Origin of the sequence: Segatella copri (assembly GCF_026015625.1) — a bacterium.
Lineage (GTDB): Bacteria > Bacteroidota > Bacteroidia > Bacteroidales > Bacteroidaceae > Prevotella > Prevotella copri_H.
Genome location: NZ_JAPDVG010000001.1, coordinates 224,961 through 245,293, shown reverse-complemented (window position 1 = coordinate 245,293; position 20,333 = coordinate 224,961). Strand labels below are relative to the sequence as shown.

The window sequence follows — 20,333 nt, the reverse complement described above, 5'->3', positions numbered from 1 at the left end:
GGGGGTAATATTTGTTTTTTCAGGTATGATTTTTTGATTTTAGGTGTCTCATTCGTGAGCAATGCGACACCTTGTTAGTATTCTTTAACGTTTTCAGACTCTATTCAAGCCCAGAATCTGTGTAAATCTTTAGCCGGCACCAGCGCGTAACGGAATTGAAAATCGCTGGCCGAAGGGTAAAGCAAAGGTAAAGGGCATAGGGGGATCATTCTTTCGGCCAAATTGTTTTGTACATTGGCCAAACATCCATTTGTGGAACAGGAGTCAATTTTGCAAATTGATTCTTTTCATAGAAACCTACTGCGCTATAATTAGAGGTATGCCAAGCTCTTACTGTCAAGAAGACGCAACCAGCATATCTTTGGTTTCTAGCCATCGAAGCTATTTCTTCAATTAAGGCTGAACCTAGATGTAAGCTTTGAAATTTTTTATCAATAGCTAAGTAGGCAATTTCTAAAGCGGGATAAGTATATTTTTGTTCGAATTGTTCTCGGAAAGTTTCTTTTACCGCAGGTAAATCGGTTCCTGCTGCACCTATACGCATATCATCAAAATCATCTGAATCTATGTCAACGGAGTCGAATGCTAAGGCGAAAATAGCAACAATCGTGTTATTCGCTTTTAAGCGGACACAAAATGTCTTACAATAATGACTCTCTTCACAATCTTGTAAGTGATTATGAAGAAAGTCATCCATTTTGTCTTTTCCTGTATAGAAATTTATCAACTCATCAAAGTCTGATAAAAGTTCTATTTTGTATTCTTCTAAATTCATTCTAAATTCCACTCAAATTTATATGGATAATTTGATGTCTTTGTGGCATCATCTTTCTTTGCTTTTGCACCGATGGATGCAAGAGCGGCTTTACGAACAGCTTGTGCGTATTTGCCTTTAGCTAAAACTTTTGGTGCATTTATTCCTAACATAATTATATCATTTAAATGTTTGTGATGCAAACGAGCGCAATGAAAGCTTGCTTTCAAATTGCCGAGGGCAGCTTTTCTTTTGCAAAATTAAGCAATATTTCTGTAACTTCCAAATATTTAGCAGGTTATTTTGTTCTTTTTAGTATTAAAACGCATATTAAAAGCTTTTGGGCCTTCAGCCCGTACTTAAACCACATGCGAAAGTTCTGTCTATATTTGTCGGAATCTCCAAATGTTTTCTAAGAAATCTGCTTATCAAGCATGGAATTTAATCCAAAAAGTTCTAATTGCCATAAATTTCTCATTATGAGTCAACGGAAGAACCGCTTTATACCCCATCTTCTTCCTCTTCTTCCTCTTCAGCAGAAGCGTTGGTATCCAACTTCTCATCCTTTGATATAGAGATACTACCCATTCGGGAAATCTTAAGTACCAGAGGTACACATTCATCGCTGGTAACATCAGGCGACCCAACACTTGCTGCGAAGTAAAGATAATCACCTTCTGCTTTTACATACACAATACCGAGCAAAGCACCCATGTCCTGTGTATGTTTGTCAATATAGGATGTGAAATCTTTCTTTGTGAAAGTACGGCTAAAGAATTCAGAACCATCGCTTCTCAATACCTTAACCGAAATTCTGTTATCATAATACTTGGTATTTTCGTCCAACTGGAGAACCGGAAGTTCCTTGTCAGAACTACGCTTCACCACCACTTTATAATGGGAACCAACCCAGTCAGCCTCTCTGGTCTGCTCATAATCACTCATTTTCTGAGTAGCTTTGTTCACAACCTTAGCCACCGGTTTAGGAGCAATAATGATATTACTCTTCTTCTTTTCTGTACAAGCCGTCAAGCTAGAAATAGCCAAAAGACCTATTAATATATAATCAATTCGTTTCATTCCGTTATTTTTTCTTACTGCAAAAGTACATTTTTCTTTTGAAATAGCCAAAGAAAAGGACCGAAATCTACATTCTTACACAAAATCAGATGCAAAAAGGCGCCTACTTTCACAAGCAGACGCCTTAACATACCTAAATACTAACTAATAAATTTCCTATTGAATCTTACACGATATAATAAAAGTTCAGTTTATGAATTCTAATCGTAACTTTGACGAAAAGAAAATGAAAAGGTTTAATCAAGATATAAAAAAAAGTGCTTTTTCTGCTTTTTTTTTCATTTCTTAGCAAAAGAACATCAAAAAAAACGATTTTGTTTTGTTTTTCGAACAATTTGCCGTACCTTTGCAGCATAATAAAGACATTTAGTATGAAAAAGAGGTTAATATTTATCATTTCTGTATTTTTTGCCTTCATTTCATGTTCGCATCAGCAAACAGAAAAGAAGGAGCAAGTCATCGACACAATACCTGTGATGGTGATGCAGATACAGAAATGCAATCGCTTATATACAGCAGAAGCTCATGTTCATAAGATTATAACACATGATGACCAGCTCAATCTAAAGGGCTCACTGTTCAAGAAAGACTTTAATATTCATGTTCCCGGCTCAAACCGCAAGGTGGCCATTCCGATGGATGCGACATTAAAAGCTTATGTAGACTTTTCAGGATTCTCTGCTAAGAACGTTAACCGACAAGGCGACAAGATAGAAATCATCTTACCAGACCCAAAAGTGATGCTCACCAGCAGTAAAATCAATCATGAAGGTGTAAGACAATTCGTTTCACTCACCAGAAAGAACTACAGTGATGCAGAACTGTCACAATTCGAACAACAAGGCAGGGAAAGTATCATTCGCGATATCCCGAACCTAGATATTCTTGAGCAGGCACGCCAAAGTGCAGCAAACACCCTGATTCCGATGCTACAGGACATGGGATTCGCAGAAGAGAATATCAAAATCAGTTTCAGGAAGAAATTCACTTTCAATGATCTGAAGACTCTTCTGGATAAGACAACTATCGAAAAGAATCACTAAGCGAGGAGAACAATGATATGAAAAGAATACAAATCATCGTACTATTAGCACTGATCCTTATTCTGGGTGGAGCCTTCTATTGGCTCACCAAAGACAACGAGGTCAGCGTGGTACAGGAAGATAAGACAACCCTCTCACCCACTCAGGTAGAAAGCATCGAGAATATCGGTCAATGGGAATTTCTATCTGTAAGTGATGAAGAACTGATAGATACTATACGCCGTGGCTTTTTTGGCGACGACCAACTGGTACGTATCTATTACGGAACATTGCGCTTGGGTATCGATATGAAGGATGTTAAAAAAGGATGGCTACAAGCCAACCAGGACAGCATCGTATGCACTTTACCTCCTATCAAACTGCTAGACCATAACTTCATTGACGAAGCGAAGACCAAGAGTTTCTTTGAAGAAGGCAAATGGACAGGCAGCGACAGACAGGCTATGTATGAGCGTGCTTATCAAGCCATGAAGAAACGTTGCTTAAACCGCACCAATATCTATACTGCACAGGCGAATGCCAAGACTCAGTTTAGAGAGATGCTGAAAGCAATGGGATTCAAAAACGTAAAGATAGAATTTGAGAAATAACAAGGTTATAATACACAAGTAACTGCGTTATCAGGTATAAAAAATATAGATATAAGATAAACATAAAATTTTTAAGAGATGGATGCAATAAACGATTTTTTCACCGCATTTAGTTCATTCCTCTGGGGATGGCCTATGATTATCCTGCTGTTGGGAACCCACATCTTTCTGACCATCCGCTTGCGCTTTCCACAACGCAAGATTTTCAAGGCAATCAAACTGTCTGTAAAGAAAGACAAGAATGCCACAGGAGATGTTTCACAGTTCGGAGCACTGGCAACAGCACTGGCAGCTACAATTGGTACCGGTAACATCATCGGTGTGGCTACAGCTATCGCTCTTGGCGGACCAGGAGCCGTACTCTGGTGCTGGTTAACCGGTGTCTTTGGTATTTCTACCAAATATGCCGAAGGATTACTCGCCGTAAAATATCGCGTAAAGACCAAGCGAGGCACGATGTTGGGTGGTCCTATGTATGCCCTGGAAAAAGGATTGGGCTGGAAATGGCTTGCAGTCCTGTTCGCCCTCTTTGCCGCATTGGCATCATTCGGAATCGGCAGCACGGTACAGGCAAATGCCATCTCTACCCTGGTAGAAAACCAATACGGCATTTCTCCATACATTACTGGAACCATCGTTACGGCTTTAGGAGCAGCTGTGATTCTTGGAGGCGTGAAAAGTATCTCCAAGGTTTGTGGCATGCTGGTACCTTTCATGGCACTCTTTTATGTATTAGGCTGCATCTACATCCTCTGTGTAAATCATGCTTATTTATTGCCTGCCCTCCACGTAATCTTTGACTCTGCATTCACAACTAAGGCTGCAGGTGGCGGCTTCGCTGGAAGTACCGTGATGATTGCAGCCCGCTATGGTATAGCCCGCGGATTGTTCTCTAACGAAAGTGGTCTGGGTTCGGCACCCATCGTTGCTGCAGCAGCCCAAACCCGTAACCCTGTGCGTCAGGCATTGGTTTCATCTACCGGTACCTTTTGGGATACTGTCATCATCTGTGCCCTTACAGGTCTCGTCATCACCTCAAGTATCATAGCATATCCAGACATTGACTACCATAACGGAGCAGCACTCACCAAGGCTGCCTTCAGTAAGATTCCATATATCGGAGCTCCGATATTGACCATCGGACTGGCAACATTTGCATTCAGTACGACATTGGGATGGAGTTATTATGGAGAACGGTGTGTAGAATATCTGAAAGGCAAAAAGTGGATGCTCTGTTTCCGCATAGTCTATATTGCTACTATCTTCCTGGGTAGTGTTATCAGTCTGGGACTGGTTTGGAACATTGCCGACTGCATGAATGCCCTGATGGCCATACCAAACCTTATCTCCTTGCTCTGCCTGAGTGGTATCATAGTGCATGAAACCAGAAAGTATCTGTGGAGAGACCAGTTAGATAAAGACATGGACGAAAAAGAAATAGAGGAATTAGAATAAAAGATACAGAAAGAAAATATCCTGAATGGGAGTAAAAATACAAAAGCTCGGTATTGCATCACTGCAGACCGAGCTTTTATTATTAAATCAACAAAAACTAATAAAATATCTTTTCTAAAAACCAAAAAACCTATTCGTTATGAACTTATGGTGCAAAGATACTACCGTTTGCGCAATAAACAGCACATTTTCTGTTGATTTCTATACTTTTTATTGGGCAAACGTTTGCACAGTTTGCCCTATCAGATTACAATTTATACTGAAGATGTTTCATTGCATGACCACCCCAAGTGGTATCATTGACATATTGGAAACCAACCTTCGTATAGAGACGCTCCGCTTTCGGATTGCCTTTATCACAAAGCAAACCTACAGCAGGAAGTCCTAATTCTCTTGCGCGAGAGATAGCAGCATCCAACAGTTTAGATGCAATACCTTTTCCACGGTATTGGTTAGAAACTGCCAAACTATCCAAATAGAACTCACCTTCCTCAGTTTCAAGCTCCATAGCCGAATAGTCTATTCCAAAAGCCACGATCGCAGCCTCAATAAAGCGCTTACGTAATCTTTTGACGTCAGCACCATCGTATGCAACCAAGATGCCAACAAGAATGCCATCAGTAGACATAGCAACCAATGTATTCTTATAACTATACTGACTGTCCTCCATCTCTACAAGTTTAGTCATCATACGGTGAAAATCAACCAATGTATGCTGAGGACCAGCAAAATTTTGGCAACACTGCGCATTCATCGCCTCCATGATAAGCGATGCGATATGCGAAGCCTTGTCTGGCGTAGCCTGTTCTATTTGAATTTTCATTATACTATTTTTTGTTTATTGTTTTATTATTGTTATTTCTTTCATGCTCCAGCATCGTGAGGAAATTCTACAAAGATTACTTTTTTCATGATTGCAGATTGGGTTTGATGCCTTATCGTTTACAAAGTTACGTATATTTTTTGATAAGAGCAAGTTTTTTATATTTTTTATTCGAAAAAGTTTTTTTATTCGAAAAAAAGATGTATCTTTGCCGCAGGTTTTGAAGCTAAATTTCTATTACTAGCATAATAGAGATACCCAAATTCCTTGGGTCCCAATGCTTCAAAACCTTTTTCGTTTTTAAGAGCGAAAAAAGAGGGTGTGTCATAAATCAGGATAATAGTTGGTGTATAACAGTTGACTACCGCATGCACAACAGGTGTTGTGCATGCGCATATCAGCTGTTATGCAAGCGCACAACAGCTGTTGTGCGACCGAAGATACTGACTGTCTCAACAACATATCCTATCTCTTTCTACAACTTATTCTATCTCTTTCAACAACATACCCTATCTCTTTCAGCAACATATCCTATCTCTTCCAGCAACATAACCCATATTTACCAACGACAAGAAGAGGGTGAATCATAAACTTATGACACATCCTCTTCTTCGCAATATAAATCCTTAATGTTTTGTTTTTCAGAATATTACTACAATCACAGAGCTACAGAAGCATCCTTTAAGTCTACTGCTTGTGCCTTGAGGGTTCCCTTTCCTTTTATCACAACGACACATTTTCCGAAGAATGCCTTGCGATGTGAATCGGTGAAACGCTCCAAAGAAGTCTGACAACCATTATCAGTTCCCAGAATTTTTGGTGCATTCGGGATATTCTGCTCACTTGCCCCTTGTTCAGCGGAGACAGAGAAGAAAATCTGGTTATCTGCGTTCGGACAGAGATTGCCGTCTTTATCTACTACATTCACCTCGACAAAGGTGGTCGGATCAGAAGAGCCAAAAGCCTGACAGCCCTGATAAGTCTTCTTCAACACAAGATGATGAGGAGCTCCTGCTGTCTTTATGACCTGCTCTCTAAGAACTTTGCCATTCTTTCTGGCTACAACCTTTACTTCTCCCGGTTCAAAGTTTACGCGCCACATCACATGATATTCAGTACTCTTTCTGAAAGCATCGCCTTCGTTCTTTGCACCATAGACAGTCTTCTTACGGATACCCTGACTCTTGCCATTGATAAAGAGTTCTACCTCATCGGCATGATTATAATAACACCACATGTCGATGGTCTGTCCCGGCAGCCAGTTCCAATGAGGGAAGAGATGAAGCACATCTTTCTGAGTCCACTCACTCTGATACATATAATAGCTGTCTTTTGGAAGACCCGCCAAATCGATAATGCCAAAATAACTGCTACGGGCAGGATAAGCATAAGGAGTAGGTTCGCCGATATAATCGAAACCGGTCCAGATAAACTGTCCGCCCACAAAGTCGTTGTGCTTCACCACATCCCAGGTTTCTTCGTGGGTACTACTCCATGAGGCATGGAAATTATCATAAGCCGAACACATAAACGAAGGATCGGTATAAGGCAACCACCATTCCTTTGGCGCAGTATAAATACTGTCGCTAGGCATCATATAGTAGCCACGAGTCTGCAAGGCTGAAACACTCTCCGACAGAATGAAAGGCTTGCCAGGGAAATTCTTTGGCACATCCTTCACCCACTGATGGTGATAATTGAAACCTATAACATCAATAGCCCCACTCTTAAAGAGATGATTCTTCGGGTCGGGCTCATTGCAGCCAGCAGTAACAGGGCGTGTGCTCCAAGGATCATACTCCTTCACGATTTTTGCCAGATGCTGGGTAAGAAGCGAATTGACACTCAGTTCATCGCTATGTGCCAAAGTTGAAGCATCATGACCGGCATTCAGAATCAGGTTAGCCTGCTCCAGACTGAGCGTATCAGCAGCCGCATCCGACCATTGTTCGAGAACTTCATTACCGATACTCCACATGATGATACTTGGATGATTACGGTCGCGCTTGATGAGATCAGACAGGTCTTTCTTATGCCATTCATCGAAGAAACGGGCATAATCACCATTCGATTTCTTGCGGCGCCACATATCAAAACTCTCGTCCATCACGAGGAAGCCCATCGAATCGCACATGTTCAGGAGTTCTGGTGCCGGAGGATTATGACTGCTTCGGATAGCGTTCACGCCCATATCGCGAAGGATGGTAAGCTTACGGTGCATCGCATCTTCATTGACAGCAGCACCCAGGCAACCGAAATCATGATGCTCACAGACACCATTTATCTTGAGATTCTTGCCATTGAGGAAGAAGCCCTTCCTTGCATCAAACTTCACGTCACGGAAACCGGCAGTTGTCGTAGCAACATCCACTACCTTCCCATTTACTAACAGCTCGCTCTTGACAGTATAGAGATATCCCTTTCCGATGTCCCAGAGATGCGGATCCTTCACCTTGAGTTTCTGTTCCTGAACACCCTGACTCTTGGCTACAATCTTTCCGGCAGCATCATAGATGGTGTTACGGACAGAGAGTTTCATCTTATTACCGGAAGCAGCGAAATCCACCTTCACCCTGACATCACCCTGTGGAGAAGTTGCTACATACTGTCCCCATTGGGGAATATAAGCAGTTTTCATGGTTTTGGTGAGCCAAACATGGCGGTAAATACCGCAACCGGAATACCAGCGACTGTTAGGCTGGTCGCTGTTGTCTACCTTCACCGCAATGACATTATCACCCTTCTTATTAATATAAGGTGTAAGATCATACTCGAATGTACTGTATCCGTAAGGGCGGGTTCCGAGTTTATGACCATTGATATACACGGTAGAATTCATATATACTCCATCAAAGGTGATGGTAAACCGGTCATACTTTTCCTTCGGATTCACCGAGAAGTGCTTACGGTACCATCCGATGCCCCCCGGCAATGCACCACCACCGGCTCCCGAAGGATTCGAAGGAGAGAAATCGCCCTCTATCGCCCAATCGTGAGGAAGATTCAAACTTCGCCAATGTCGGTCTGAATAATCAGACTTTGACATTCCGGCACTATCTGCTAAAGTGAAAAGCCAGCCTTTATCAAAAGACTGGCGATCACGGGCGCTCAACGACTGAGCGCCCAATAGAAAGATTGCTAAAGCAAATATCTTCTTCATATTACTTCAGTTTTACAGTAACTGCCTTACCAGCATACTTCACCATCTTGCCCTTAGGCGCCTTGGCGAGGCTGATGCCCTGCTGGTTGTTATCACTAACAAGTACGATATTGAAGCGACGCTTCTGTAGCATACCGTCGAAAGAACCCTTACGGGCAGCAATAGTAACGGTCTTCTGAGCATCATTATACTTGAAGTCGATCATAGCATACTTACCCTTCTCGTAGTTGTAGTTGGTTCCCTCATCCTCATAGAGTGTATAAGAACCGTCCTTGCCTGCATAGACATAGAGGTCGATGAGCTCAGCCTTCTTCTGATCGCTCCACTCCATCTCTGGACCCACAGGAAGAATAGAACCCTCTGGAACAAAGACTGGAATCTTATCGAAAGGCGCATCAGCTACGATTGTCTGTCCACCGGCATAGTGCTTACCGGTATAGAAATCATACCAGCCCTTCTGCTTAGGAAGATAAACATTGCGGCTGTACTTCTGATACTCGCCTACAGGACAAGCCATGAGAGCAGGACCGAACATCCACTGATCCTTGATGTCGTAAACATTATCATCGCCGTTGAAGTCCATTACCAATCCACGCATCATCGTATAGTCCTTGAAATGAACCATACCAGCCATACTATAGAGGTAAGGCATCAGACGGTAACGGAGTTTATCGTAAGCCACGATGGTCTTGTAAGCAGGATGATCTGCCGGAGCAATGTTCCAGACCTCACGGGTAGGCCACTGGCCATGAGTACGATAAAGAGGTACGAAGCAACCGAACTGGTTCCAACGCGCCTGCAACTCGCGCCATTCCTTCAAGTCAGCATTTTCCTTACCGGTCTTATCGAACTCCTGCTGGGCAGCCACATAACGGTTTTCTACACAGAAACCACCCTGGTCCATTCCCCAGAAAGGAAGACCTGCCATAGAATAGTTCAAACCGGCTGTCATCTGGGCACGCATATCTTCCCAACGGGTAGCAATGTCACCAGACCAGGTAGCCGTACTGTAGCGCTGCTCACCGGCAAAGCCCGAACGGGTCAGAAGGAAGACACGCTGGTTAGGGTTCACGCTGCGCTGTCCGTTATAGATAGCATCAGCATTCACGATGCTGTAAGCATTGAAATATTCGGTAGATGTACCGAGGGCTGTAGGACCTGATAGGGCCTTACGATACCACATCGGGGTACAGTCGCGAACGTTTGGTTCAGATGCATCCATCCACCATGCATCGATTCCGAACTTATACTTGGTATAAAGATTCTCGTCCATCTGGCGCCAGAACATCTTGCGGGCACCATCAGAATAGGCATCATAGAATGAACCGCGGAAGCCGAGCCAGTCGTGAATATCATCCTTGATAGCCTGATGATACATCCAACCCTTGCTGTCGAGTTCCTTATAGTTCTTGACTGTATCATAGAACTTAGGCCATACGGAAATCATGAAGCGGCCATTCATCGCATGTACGCTGTCGAGCATCGCCTGTGGGTTTGGATAGCGGGCAGCCTCAAACTCATGACTTCCCCATGAATCCAGCTTCCAGTAGTTCCAATCCTGAACGATATTGTCTACAGGAATATGCAGGTCGCGGAACTTCTTCAGGTTGTCCTCGATGTCCTTGCTGCTCTGATAGCGCTCACGGCTCTGCCAGAAACCGAGGGTCCACTTAGGATAAAGCGAAGCCTTGCCGGTAAGCGTACGGTAACCGGAAATCACCTCATCGAGATTCTGACCGGCAATGAAATAATAGTCCATATCCGGCGACATTTCACTCCAGATGCTCAACTGGTTCTTCTCTGCCTCAGAACGAGGAGCTGCTACGCGAAGACCGCAGTAAGAAACATCACCATCTGGCTGCCACTCGATACGGATAGGAGTCTTTACGCCTTTCTTGATTGGAGTTTCAAACTTATAAGAGTTCGGATTCCATGCTGTACGCCAGCGCTCAGGCACAACCAGTTTGCCATCGATATAAATCTTCATGTAACCGGCATAATAGAGGATAAACTGATAGAAGCTGTTGGTTGGAGCCTCTACATAACCCTCGTAAACCACCTTGGAACCATTCAGCGCGAAGCCCTTTGGCAGGTTCAGAATACCGCCCTTATCTGTCTTGTTGCAAATTTCAGAAGTCTCAGGCATTGCATACTCAAAGTAAATGCTATCTTCGCCTCGAACAATCTTCTTACCGTTCTTGTCTACATAAGTACCTGTCAGCTGACCTTCCTTTCCATCTTTATCATAGAGTTTGAAGGCACGGTTGAGCTGGAGATAATCTTCCGGATTACCCCAACGGCAATAAGAATAAGAATCCCAGAGGATGCCGTAGTTTTTATTAGAGATGACGAAAGGCACACTCACCTTGGTATTATACTGGAAGAGGTCTTCGTTCTTACCCTTCATGTTGAGTTCCTCACTCTGATGCTGACCAAGACCATAGAACGCCTCGTTATCAGGAGAGTTGAAGAGCGCACGCCATGACCATCCGTGCTTCTGTGCTTCAGGAACCTTGGCAATATCTACACCGATTTCACGGTCAGGCACAGTGAACGGCTTGAAAGTCTTTCCGCCCTGAGCAACCTCATTGAGAAGGACATTGTCTTTCAGGTCATAGAAAGTAATCTGACCCGTAGCCTCGTTCATGACAGCACGCATGGCTGCAGTGGTAATGATGAGATTGTCTCCCTGCTCTTCCACCTTATACTTTGCCTTGCTGTTTTGAGGCACAATAATCAGACTCTGTTTATTACGGAAACTCTGTTCGGCTGTAGCCTGAACACGGATAATCTTATCGCTCACCACCTGGAGGCGAATCTGACTAGGACCAAAATTCTGGTGTTGCTTCAACTGAACAGTGAGATAATTACCATTCTGGTTGAAACCGGCTGCCTGCATGCCTGTGGCACTCATCAGCAGCACTGCTGAAATCAATAATGTTTTAGTTAGTCTCATTTTATACGTTTAAAGGAAAGTTTAAAAATCTGCGGCAAAGATACGAGAAAATTCCCGTATCTTTGTGCGCAAATGTTATCTGTATGTGTATAAAATGTTAATCAGATGCGTAAACTACTCTGATTCTGACAGATTTTTACGATATTGAGACGGCGTAACGCCATACGCGTCTTGGAAGTATTTAGTGAAATAACGCGGATTATTGAATCCCACCTTATAGGCTATTTCACTGATGTTCAAGTCGCCCGAGCGGAGCAGATGCTCTGCAAATTTGATACGCTTGGTTCTGAGATACTCAGAAGGTGTAATACCCGTCAGCGAAATCATGCGTTTATATAATTGTACGCGTGAAATGCTAAGATGAGTACTCAGCGATTCTACCGATGTTTCAGGATTGCTCATATTGTCGCGGATATAAGCATTCACCTCATCGATAAATTTGCGGTCGGCCTCTGTTATTACATATTCTGTGCTCACATTCTTGCGTTTCTTCAAGAGGTTCAGAATACAGAGATTCAACATATCAATATCGAATGGTTTGGCAATATACTCGTCAGCACCACACTTCAGACTTTCCTTACGTTGCTCATCTCCCATACGGGCTGAGAGCATGATGAAAGGTATGGCTGTTGTTTCGTCATTGTCCTTACACATCCGGCAGAGTTCGTTACCATCCATCACAGGCATCATCACGTCGCTCAGAATGATGTCTGGACGACGGTCGATGATCTTGTTCCAGGCATCCTGACCATTGACAGCCTCAACAACCGTATAGTCTGTCAATACTTCGTTCATAAACTCACGGAAGTCCTCACTGTCGTCAACGAGAAGCACTACCGGCTTCTTGATCATCGATTCTCCAGGCTGATGCGCATGTTTACTCATTCCGTAGAGAACGTTCTTACCTGCATCCGGATCCTCATCAGTAGCCTGATGCACCGTGGTTATGATAGGTGCTGCACGCAGAGATCCGAGATGTGCCGTAGAATTAGAGGTGGTACTGCTCTCTATCGGAAGGTCTACCATAAAGATGGTTCCTCCGCTTGGATTATCTGTAACATCCACCTTACCGCCATGCAGTTCGGCAAACTTCTTTACCAGGTTCAAACCTATTCCGCTACCACCCTGCGGCTGCATTTCAGTACCATTAACCTGATAGAAGCGCTCAAACACATGTTCCTTCTCCTTATCGCTGATGCCCTTGCCAGTATCAGATACTGAGATGCGGAGCATATCCGAATCCTTGTCTCCTACACGCTGGCGGAATGCAACACTCAGAGAAACGGTGATAAATCCTCCATCTGGCGTAAACTTATAGGCATTGCTCAAGAGGTTATTCACGATTTTTCCTACCTTATCAGCATCAAACGACATCTGCAGACTAGGCATCGTAGAATCGAAGGCAAGCGTTACTTTGCTGTTTGCCAAAGTACGGAACGAAGTACAGATATTGTCAACGAAGCTCACAATGTCGATATGCGACAGGGTAAGTTTCTCCTTGTTCTGGTCAATCTTGCGGAAGTCGAGAATCTGGTTTACAAGATTGAGCAAACGGGTAGCATTGCGATGAATCATCTCCAGCTTTCTGCGTTTACTTTCATCTCTTTCTTCTCTGATCATATTGACCAGCGGCGAGATAATCAGGGTAAGCGGAGTACGGAGTTCGTGGCTCACATTGGTAAAGAAGTTGAGTTTGAGTTCATTCAACTCCTTAGTCTTCTTTATACTGTCTTCCTTGCTCTGGAGTTCGAATTTTACACGTTGCTTTTCGAGCATGCGTTTACGATAGAGATAGAAAGCTACACCTATTAATATAATATATACTATGAACGCCCATATAGAGAGATAGAAAGGCGGGTGAATATGAATCTTGAGCGTGCTCACCTCTTCGCTCACACTACCATCAGCATTCACCACCTTTGCCTCCAGGACATAGCTGCCTGAAGAGAGATTGGTAAAGGTAGCCTCCGGACGTCCCTCCGGTGTCAGCATCCATTTGTCATCAAGTCCCTTCATGCGATAGAGGAAACGGCAGCGTGCCGGAATACTTACCTGGTCGGAAGCCAGCTGTATGGTAAACGCCTTGTCCTTATAGCTGAGATCCAGTTCCGGGTTGGTATCCAACGATTTAGCCAGAGGCACTCTTCCTTCAAACTCCTCACCAGCCTTGAGCGGATGATCGAAGAGTACGAAACCGCTAAACAAGACTTTTGCATGTTTCTGAGCAGGAAGGATCTTGGCAGGATTGATGATATTAATACCATCCTGACCGCCGATGGCGATGGCTCCATTTCTCATCAGACAGGCAGAACGCTGGTTAAACTGGCGGCTCTGCAAGCCATCGAGCGAATTGAAACTAATCATCGTAATGTCCCATTTGCCCTGATTGTTCTTGGTCAGCGTAACACGGGTAACGATAAATTCAGAAACCAGCCAGATGTTATGCTGCTTATCTTCGAGCACCATACAGCCTACCGTGCCCTGCGTACCATTGAGGTCATTGATTGACTCCAACTGTCCTGAAGCCTCATCATACATGGTGACACCCGCAGGCGAAGCCATCCACAAGATGCCTCGGCTATCCTTCATCATGTAATTCAGGGAAGGACTAGGGAAAGGCTGTCCGTCCTTGGTTGTATTCACATTGGTTACCTTTCGGGTTCCGAAATTAAAGATAGAATAATTCTGCGAATGACCTATCAGAATTTCATCTTTATTCGGCAGGAAGAGCGAGTTGATAAAATCGCTGGTAATACCCGAATTCTGAACATTGTAGGTTGTGAATTTACCACTTTCAGGATTATAAATCTGGAAGCCTGAGCCCAAGGTTCCGATAATCAGGCGATGATACGGATCTTCGGCAAGACACCAGACGCTGTTATTGGCAAGTCCGCCAGGAGCTGCCTGAAAGCTCTTCCATCTGCCATTTTTATATTGGGCAAGTCCACCATTGAAGGTTCCGAAATACATCGTACCATCAGCCATGGTTACGCTGCTGACCACAATATCCGAAGTCAGACCGGTTTCAGCCTGTGAGAATCGCCAGCTCTGTCCGGTAAGTGGACTGTAGCAAACAATACCGCTATCATTGGTTCCACACCAGAGATTACCATTCAGATCCTGCGTGATTGTACACACATCACCAAGCGGAATAGTTGTGAATTTCTGAGCGGCAGGCGAATAATAGGCCACGCCGTTCTTGTAACTACCTACCCAGATAGCTCCCTCATCATCCACATAAACCTTCTGCAGGGAATTGTCAACGATACTTCCCTTTGCTTCGGAATGAACATACTGACGGCAGATTTTGCGTTTGAAATCAACGAAGAAGAGACCGTTATGGTCGGAAGCCACCCAGAGATTGCCAGCCTTATCGCGGGCAATATCACGCATCAGAATACGGGTTGGGCAAGGAATAGCAATGCCCATGTTTGTAAGATAAGAACGGGCATCGGTCCATTTCCCGGTCTTTGACTGATACACATAATTGGCATTGCTTACTGAAACCCAGAAACCTCCTATACCATCATAGAAAGTATAGGCACCATTATCACCGGCTACTCTATGGGTGGCAAGGAAGGAATTGTACCAGAGAACCTTCTGTTTCTGTCCGTTGACACGGCAGATTGTACCATCAGCATAGGTAATGAGCGCATCGCCGTCAACCTCGGTTATTTTACTGATATTTCCCTCTTTCAGACAGCCCGGCTGAGCCTTTTTGGTAAATTTAAAAAGGTAGGTATTTCTGGTTTTGGCATTATGATAGTAGAGTCCCTGTCCGTAGACAGCTATCCACATGTTCTTATCCTTATCTATCAGGAGTTTGTAAGGAGGTCCCTGCACGTGGATGTTTTTGAGCCATTCTTCCGGTTTGCGGTCAAACTGCTCTTCATCATATTTGTAGATGCTGTAACCCACAGAGGTATGCACCCAGATATTTCCATCATAGTCTTGCTGAAGTTCATCTACCGAATTGTTAGGCAGCGACTTATCATCAGTGTTGCTATAATAGAAAGTTTTCATACGGAAGCCGTCAAAGCGGCACAGTCCCGACTGGGTACCGAACCAGATGTAGCCTCTGGTGTCCTTGAGGATGGCACCCACCTGACTGTTCGTAAGTCCATCATGATTGGTGAGGCTGCTGAATTCTACGTTTTCATAGGCAGCCCATGCCCTCTCCGGCTGCATGAGCAGCAAGAGCAGAAACAGCACGATGGCATGTTTCAAGTAGTTTTGTTTTTTTATCATCATAATCGTAGGTTTATATATATTTATCTGAAAAGATTTTTTATTTCTATAATAGGTTTTATTTCACGTCGTTTTTTTCAGAACTTTCGCGTATTTTCAGAATCATCGGTACCACTTTCTTGTAGATTTTTTCATCACCATTGATACTTCTCATGAGTAGATCACAGGCTGTGGTTCCCTGTTCGTGCGCCTTGTCCATGATAGCCGAGAGTTTAGGCGTAACGAAGGCAGCAGTATCACCATCGGTAAAACCGATGATAGCAACATCCTCTGGTATGCGGAGCCCTTTTTCCTTGATAGCATCGAAGGCGGCATAAGTGATAATATCGTTAAAGGCGAGGATGGCATCAGGTCTGTCCTCCTTTTCGAGGAGACGGAGGGTAGCGTTTCGTGCCACATCGAAATCGATTTTGTCGCAAACCACGAGGTCACGGTCGATAGGGATGCGGTTCTCTCTCAGAGCCTCCAGATAACCGTGTTTTCTGCGGCGCACCATATCAAGATGGTTTGGACCGCCGATAAAGGCGATGCGGCGCGAACCGGTATCTATCATATGCTGGGTAGCCTCTTGGGCGGCAACATCACCATTGCCTACTACCTGGGAGAACTTATCTTCTAAGCAACAACGGGCAAAGAACACCAGTGGAACGCCCATCTTATGCAACTGCTCGAAGTGAGAATAGTCGACCGTATCCTGTGCCAGACAGGCGATGATGCCTTCCACATGCATATTCAGGAAGTTTTCTACCGCTCTCTTCTCGTGTTCTGTATTCTCGTGGCTATTGGCGCTGATCACCGAATAACCATTCTTTACGGCATAATCTTCTATACCATCCAGCACGGCAGCATAATAATGAGTCACCAGGTTTGGCACAATTACACCAATCACCCTAGGTGCTTCTTTTCTGAGGCTCTGTGCAAAGGGGTTTGGTCGATAATTGAGCTCCTTGGCAAGGCTTTTCACCTTTTGAGTCATCTCCTCACCCACTTCATGGCTGTTTCGCAGGGCTCTAGATACAGTTGCTATGCTGACGCCAAGTTGATCGGCGAGGTCTTTCAAAGATGTTCTTCGTTGTTTCATTTGTTAGTTTACGCTTATTATTGACATACATTTTTGTATCCACAAATTCTGCATATTTTGTCTTTCCGACTGCAAAATTAGTGAATTCTTTGCAAAGATAACAATTTCTTCCGAAAACGCAAACGTTTACGTTATTATTTTTTTGAAAAAATATATTTTATAAGAAAAAACTCGTAATTTTGCAACCTGAAAAGTAATGAATAGTTGATAATAAGTTAGTTAGAAACAAGCGTGGGTTTGGAATGTCGGGAGACAATCCAAACTCTTTTTTTATGTCCCGATGTCAACAGATTACCTGATAGGATACAAAAAACAGGATACAAAAAAAGATGAGGGCACATACTGAATACTGCCCCCATCTGATATGGTTATTACTGCTTAAAAACAAATTTCTTCTGTCCGGGATAGTTAACGAATATCGCTACCAGCAGAGACACAATACTCTTCGGAATCATATAATGCAGCTGAATATGTTCGTGCGCATTCAGAAATTCGGTCAGGGCGATAGTGCCGCCCGAATTGAGCAACCAACTGATGCCCCAGATGATAAAATAGCGCCAGGCTACACTCTTTTTCTTGCTCTTGGAATCACCGAACACATAACGGTAATTCAGTATGCAGTTGGTAATGCCGCCACTTATCACTCCCAGTGCATTGGCAAGTCCGTAATAAATGCCGATGATATCTGAGAGGAAGAATGCCAGTCCGAAGTCTATCACAGAGGCGCAGGAGGCAGTCAGTTCCGCCTTGCCGAAGGTTACGAGTTCTTCTTTAATCTTGCCCATAATCTCTTGGATTCCATAAGCAGTACGCCTACTATCGTAGTAAGAATACCCAACATGACATCAATGATATAATGATGACCGGAATAAACTGCCGTCCACCAGATGCCCAGACAGATGCAGGCGAAGAGCACCACCGTATACCAGCGTTTACGGCTCATCACAGCATAAATCGTGGTGAGGAACATATAGGCAGCATGCAGACTAGGCACGGCAGCAAAGACATTGGCATTCTTGCCGTAGAGTCCGTGGAACACGTGAAGTCCGGTCATTGCGTCCCATCTGCCCAGACCAGCCACATTGCCCGGTGTATTGAGCACAGCCTTGAAGCCATAGTTCATCGCATACCAGGGCGGAGCAGCCGGATAGATGTAGTAGCCGATGAAGCCGATGACATTCACCAGCAGGAAAGCCCAGGAGAAACGCTTGAACCAGTTAAGCTGTTTCGTAAGATACAGATAAAGGGCAAAGGCGATAGGCACCGGAACCCAGCAGAGATAGAAGATGCCTGCCCAGAAATCGGCAAAACCGCAATGGTGAACCTTGAAGTATTCGCCCGGAATCATCAGCTGGCTATGGTCGGCTACAGCCTGCAGTTCTGCGCTGGATGAAGCAGCAATGCCGAAGAGCGACTTTTCTGCATGATAGAGATTCGCCACATCAATATCGTTCACCATATAGTTAGGATAAAGGCGCATCGAATCGTAGATGATTCCAAAGAGGAACCAAGGCAGAAAATAGAAGGCAAAACGGCGTGTCTTCTTCCAGGCTGCGAGTACCGCCAGAAGGATAATCAGATAGATACTAAACACTTTTTTCTACTTTTTTACTGATAGAACTTGAGTTTATTATTTATGAGCGTTCATCACAACATAACAATGCCAGATGCGCCAGAAAGCGGTGATGTTTGCCAGAACGGCAATCAGAATCATGCCGCCAGCCAGCCACCAGATATTGCCCGTAAAGCCGGTAATCATCGCAGTAACGGCGGTAACCACAACGCGCTCAGGACGCTGCATGAAACCTACCTTGCACTCTATATCCAAACCCTCGGCACGGGCACGGACATAACTTACCATCACTGAACCGATCATCGCTGCAAAGGTGACTACGCCCATCCAGAACCAGGTCATATCACCCTGCATACGTACGAAGATGAGGCAGATGCCAAAGAGACTTACCAGTTCGCTGTAGCGGTCGAGTGTAGAATCCCAGAGTGCACCGAAGAGACTGCTCTTGCCGCTCATACGTGCCAATCGGCCATCCATCATATCGAAGAGACCGGCTGCGAGGATGATGAATCCACCCCATCCTACAGTAACCATGCAAGATGCATAGTCAGCCTGCTCTGTTCCGAGCATCCATGCAGCATCGAGGAAGAAACCGGCTGCCACGATATTGCCCAGGAATCCTACGAAGGTGACAATGTTAGGAGTAATACCTACTGCTATCATCCCCTTGATAAGTGGATTGATGATGGCATAGATAACTTTTTGTAAGAAATCTCTATAATTCATATTTTTATCTATTTTTTATTGTCTGTTCAAGAAATGTCTGTTTAAGAATTTGTTTCTTTAAGAAATGCCAGACTAGATGATTCCTGCCGAAACCAGTATGATCTTGATGATGATTAAAGAAACGGCTGCATAGAGGCCGCCCAGCAGATCATCAGCCATCACATAGAAGGCACCCTGCCTGTTATCCAGTTTCTTGATGCCCAGCGGTTTCACCATATCAAAGAAGCGGAAGAGAACAAGTGCCACCAATGCCCACCACCAGGCATCTTTCACTTCGCCCTGAGCGGTAAGCGGAGTCAGCAACGACAGGGGAATCCATACGCCAGCCATCTCGTCGATGACCACACGGCTGGGATCCTCGCCCCAGTAAGGCTGCAACTGCGCTGTTGCCCAAGTGCCCAGAATGGTGGAAACAATGACGAGAAAGAAGGTGATGCTCTGCAAGCTCTCACCCGTAATACCGAGCCCGTAAGCCAGGGCTGCCCAGATGAGGGTTGCCAATACAGAGCCCGCCGTTCCCGGTCCCCAAGGCCAGAAGCCACTGCCGAAACCGGTGCCTATGATGACGGGCAGCAAAGGGGGCCGCTCGTCGGTAAGATTTCCCTTGTTATTCATTCTCTTAATGTTTAATAAGCCCGCAGAAGGGCGTTTCTTCTTTAAATTTCAGTGTGCAAAATTACGCTAAAAAATTAAATTAACCAAATAGTTTTCTGTTATTTTTCTGAATTTCATCATATATTGACAGATAAACAGGTGAAATAGAGCAATATGAAGGGGTTTTATACCACTCAGACTCGCACGGCGAAGAGCAAGAACAGGCAGCAGAAGGAACTGCATGGAAGCC

Annotated in this window: 15 protein-coding genes; 3 read left to right on the top strand and 12 right to left on the bottom strand. The window is 44.3% G+C overall.

Translation table 11 applies throughout. The annotated features are described in order from the left end of the window. Window positions 1–205: 205 nt before the first annotated feature. The 3 genes from ONT19_RS01180 to ONT19_RS01170 form a co-directional block, all read right to left on the bottom strand. The gene (locus tag ONT19_RS01180) at window positions 206–775 is read right to left on the bottom strand and encodes a GNAT family N-acetyltransferase (RefSeq protein WP_153113849.1); all 570 of its coding nucleotides are present in this window, start codon (window positions 773–775) and stop codon (window positions 206–208) included. Further along, entirely contained in the window at window positions 772–927 is a 156-nt protein-coding gene (locus ONT19_RS01175; RefSeq protein WP_153113850.1) for a hypothetical protein, read from the bottom strand. Before ONT19_RS01175 ends, ONT19_RS01180 begins: the two co-directional genes overlap by 4 nt. A 328-nt stretch (window positions 928–1,255) precedes the next feature. Beyond that, window positions 1,256–1,834 carry a DUF4738 domain-containing protein gene (locus ONT19_RS01170; RefSeq protein ID WP_264952480.1) on the bottom strand — a complete coding sequence of 193 codons (579 nt, stop codon included), beginning with the start codon at window positions 1,832–1,834 and terminating at the stop codon, window positions 1,256–1,258. A gap of 371 nt (window positions 1,835–2,205) precedes the next feature. Here ONT19_RS01170 and ONT19_RS01165 point away from each other — a divergent pair, with 371 nt between their 5' ends. The 3 genes from ONT19_RS01165 (at window position 2,206) to ONT19_RS01155 (ending at window position 4,922) form a co-directional block, all read left to right on the top strand. Further along, on the top strand, window positions 2,206–2,877 hold the full coding sequence (locus ONT19_RS01165) for a DUF4230 domain-containing protein (RefSeq protein WP_118152970.1): 672 nt from the start codon (window positions 2,206–2,208) through the stop codon (window positions 2,875–2,877). A gap of 17 nt (window positions 2,878–2,894) precedes the next feature. After that, window positions 2,895–3,467 carry a DUF4230 domain-containing protein gene (locus tag ONT19_RS01160; RefSeq protein WP_254969542.1) on the top strand — a complete coding sequence of 191 codons (573 nt, stop codon included), beginning with the start codon at window positions 2,895–2,897 and terminating at the stop codon, window positions 3,465–3,467. Window positions 3,468–3,545: 78 nt separating this feature from the next. Beyond that, window positions 3,546–4,922, top strand: a complete 1,377-nt coding sequence (locus ONT19_RS01155) for an alanine/glycine:cation symporter family protein (protein ID WP_264952481.1) — start codon at window positions 3,546–3,548, stop codon at window positions 4,920–4,922. Between the two features lie 247 nt (window positions 4,923–5,169). On the opposite strand, the gene ONT19_RS01150 is transcribed toward ONT19_RS01155, so the two are convergent. The 9 genes from ONT19_RS01150 to ONT19_RS01110 all read right to left on the bottom strand — a co-directional run bounded on the left by ONT19_RS01150 (window position 5,170) and on the right by ONT19_RS01110 (window position 20,104). After that, window positions 5,170–5,745, bottom strand: a complete 576-nt coding sequence (locus ONT19_RS01150) for a GNAT family N-acetyltransferase (protein WP_022120562.1) — start codon at window positions 5,743–5,745, stop codon at window positions 5,170–5,172. Window positions 5,746–6,403: 658 nt separating this feature from the next. Further along, window positions 6,404–8,905 carry a glycoside hydrolase family 2 TIM barrel-domain containing protein gene (locus ONT19_RS01145; protein ID WP_264952482.1) on the bottom strand — a complete coding sequence of 834 codons (2,502 nt, stop codon included), beginning with the start codon at window positions 8,903–8,905 and terminating at the stop codon, window positions 6,404–6,406. 1 nt (window position 8,906) lies between these two features. Beyond that, on the bottom strand, window positions 8,907–11,861 hold the full coding sequence (locus ONT19_RS01140) for a TIM-barrel domain-containing protein (RefSeq protein ID WP_264952483.1): 2,955 nt from the start codon (window positions 11,859–11,861) through the stop codon (window positions 8,907–8,909). Window positions 11,862–11,975: 114 nt separating this feature from the next. Continuing rightward, entirely contained in the window at window positions 11,976–16,112 is a 4,137-nt protein-coding gene (locus tag ONT19_RS01135) for a hybrid sensor histidine kinase/response regulator transcription factor (RefSeq protein WP_264952484.1), read from the bottom strand. Between the two features lie 55 nt (window positions 16,113–16,167). After that, window positions 16,168–17,190, bottom strand: a complete 1,023-nt coding sequence (locus ONT19_RS01130; protein WP_264952485.1) for a LacI family DNA-binding transcriptional regulator — start codon at window positions 17,188–17,190, stop codon at window positions 16,168–16,170. Window positions 17,191–17,561: 371 nt separating this feature from the next. Continuing rightward, window positions 17,562–17,975 (bottom strand): GtrA family protein, encoded by a 414-nt coding sequence (locus ONT19_RS01125; RefSeq protein WP_117694486.1) that lies wholly within the window; start codon window positions 17,973–17,975, stop codon window positions 17,562–17,564. Then, window positions 17,948–18,784: a phosphatase PAP2 family protein gene (locus ONT19_RS01120; protein WP_118416355.1), complete on the bottom strand. Its 837-nt coding sequence runs from the start codon at window positions 18,782–18,784 to the stop codon at window positions 17,948–17,950. Before ONT19_RS01120 ends, ONT19_RS01125 begins: the two co-directional genes overlap by 28 nt. A 36-nt stretch (window positions 18,785–18,820) precedes the next feature. Then, window positions 18,821–19,489: a CDP-alcohol phosphatidyltransferase family protein gene (locus tag ONT19_RS01115; RefSeq protein ID WP_118086133.1), complete on the bottom strand. Its 669-nt coding sequence runs from the start codon at window positions 19,487–19,489 to the stop codon at window positions 18,821–18,823. A gap of 72 nt (window positions 19,490–19,561) precedes the next feature. Continuing rightward, window positions 19,562–20,104, bottom strand: a complete 543-nt coding sequence (locus tag ONT19_RS01110) for a phosphatidylglycerophosphatase A family protein (protein WP_117694481.1) — start codon at window positions 20,102–20,104, stop codon at window positions 19,562–19,564. Window positions 20,105–20,333 lie beyond the last annotated feature (229 nt).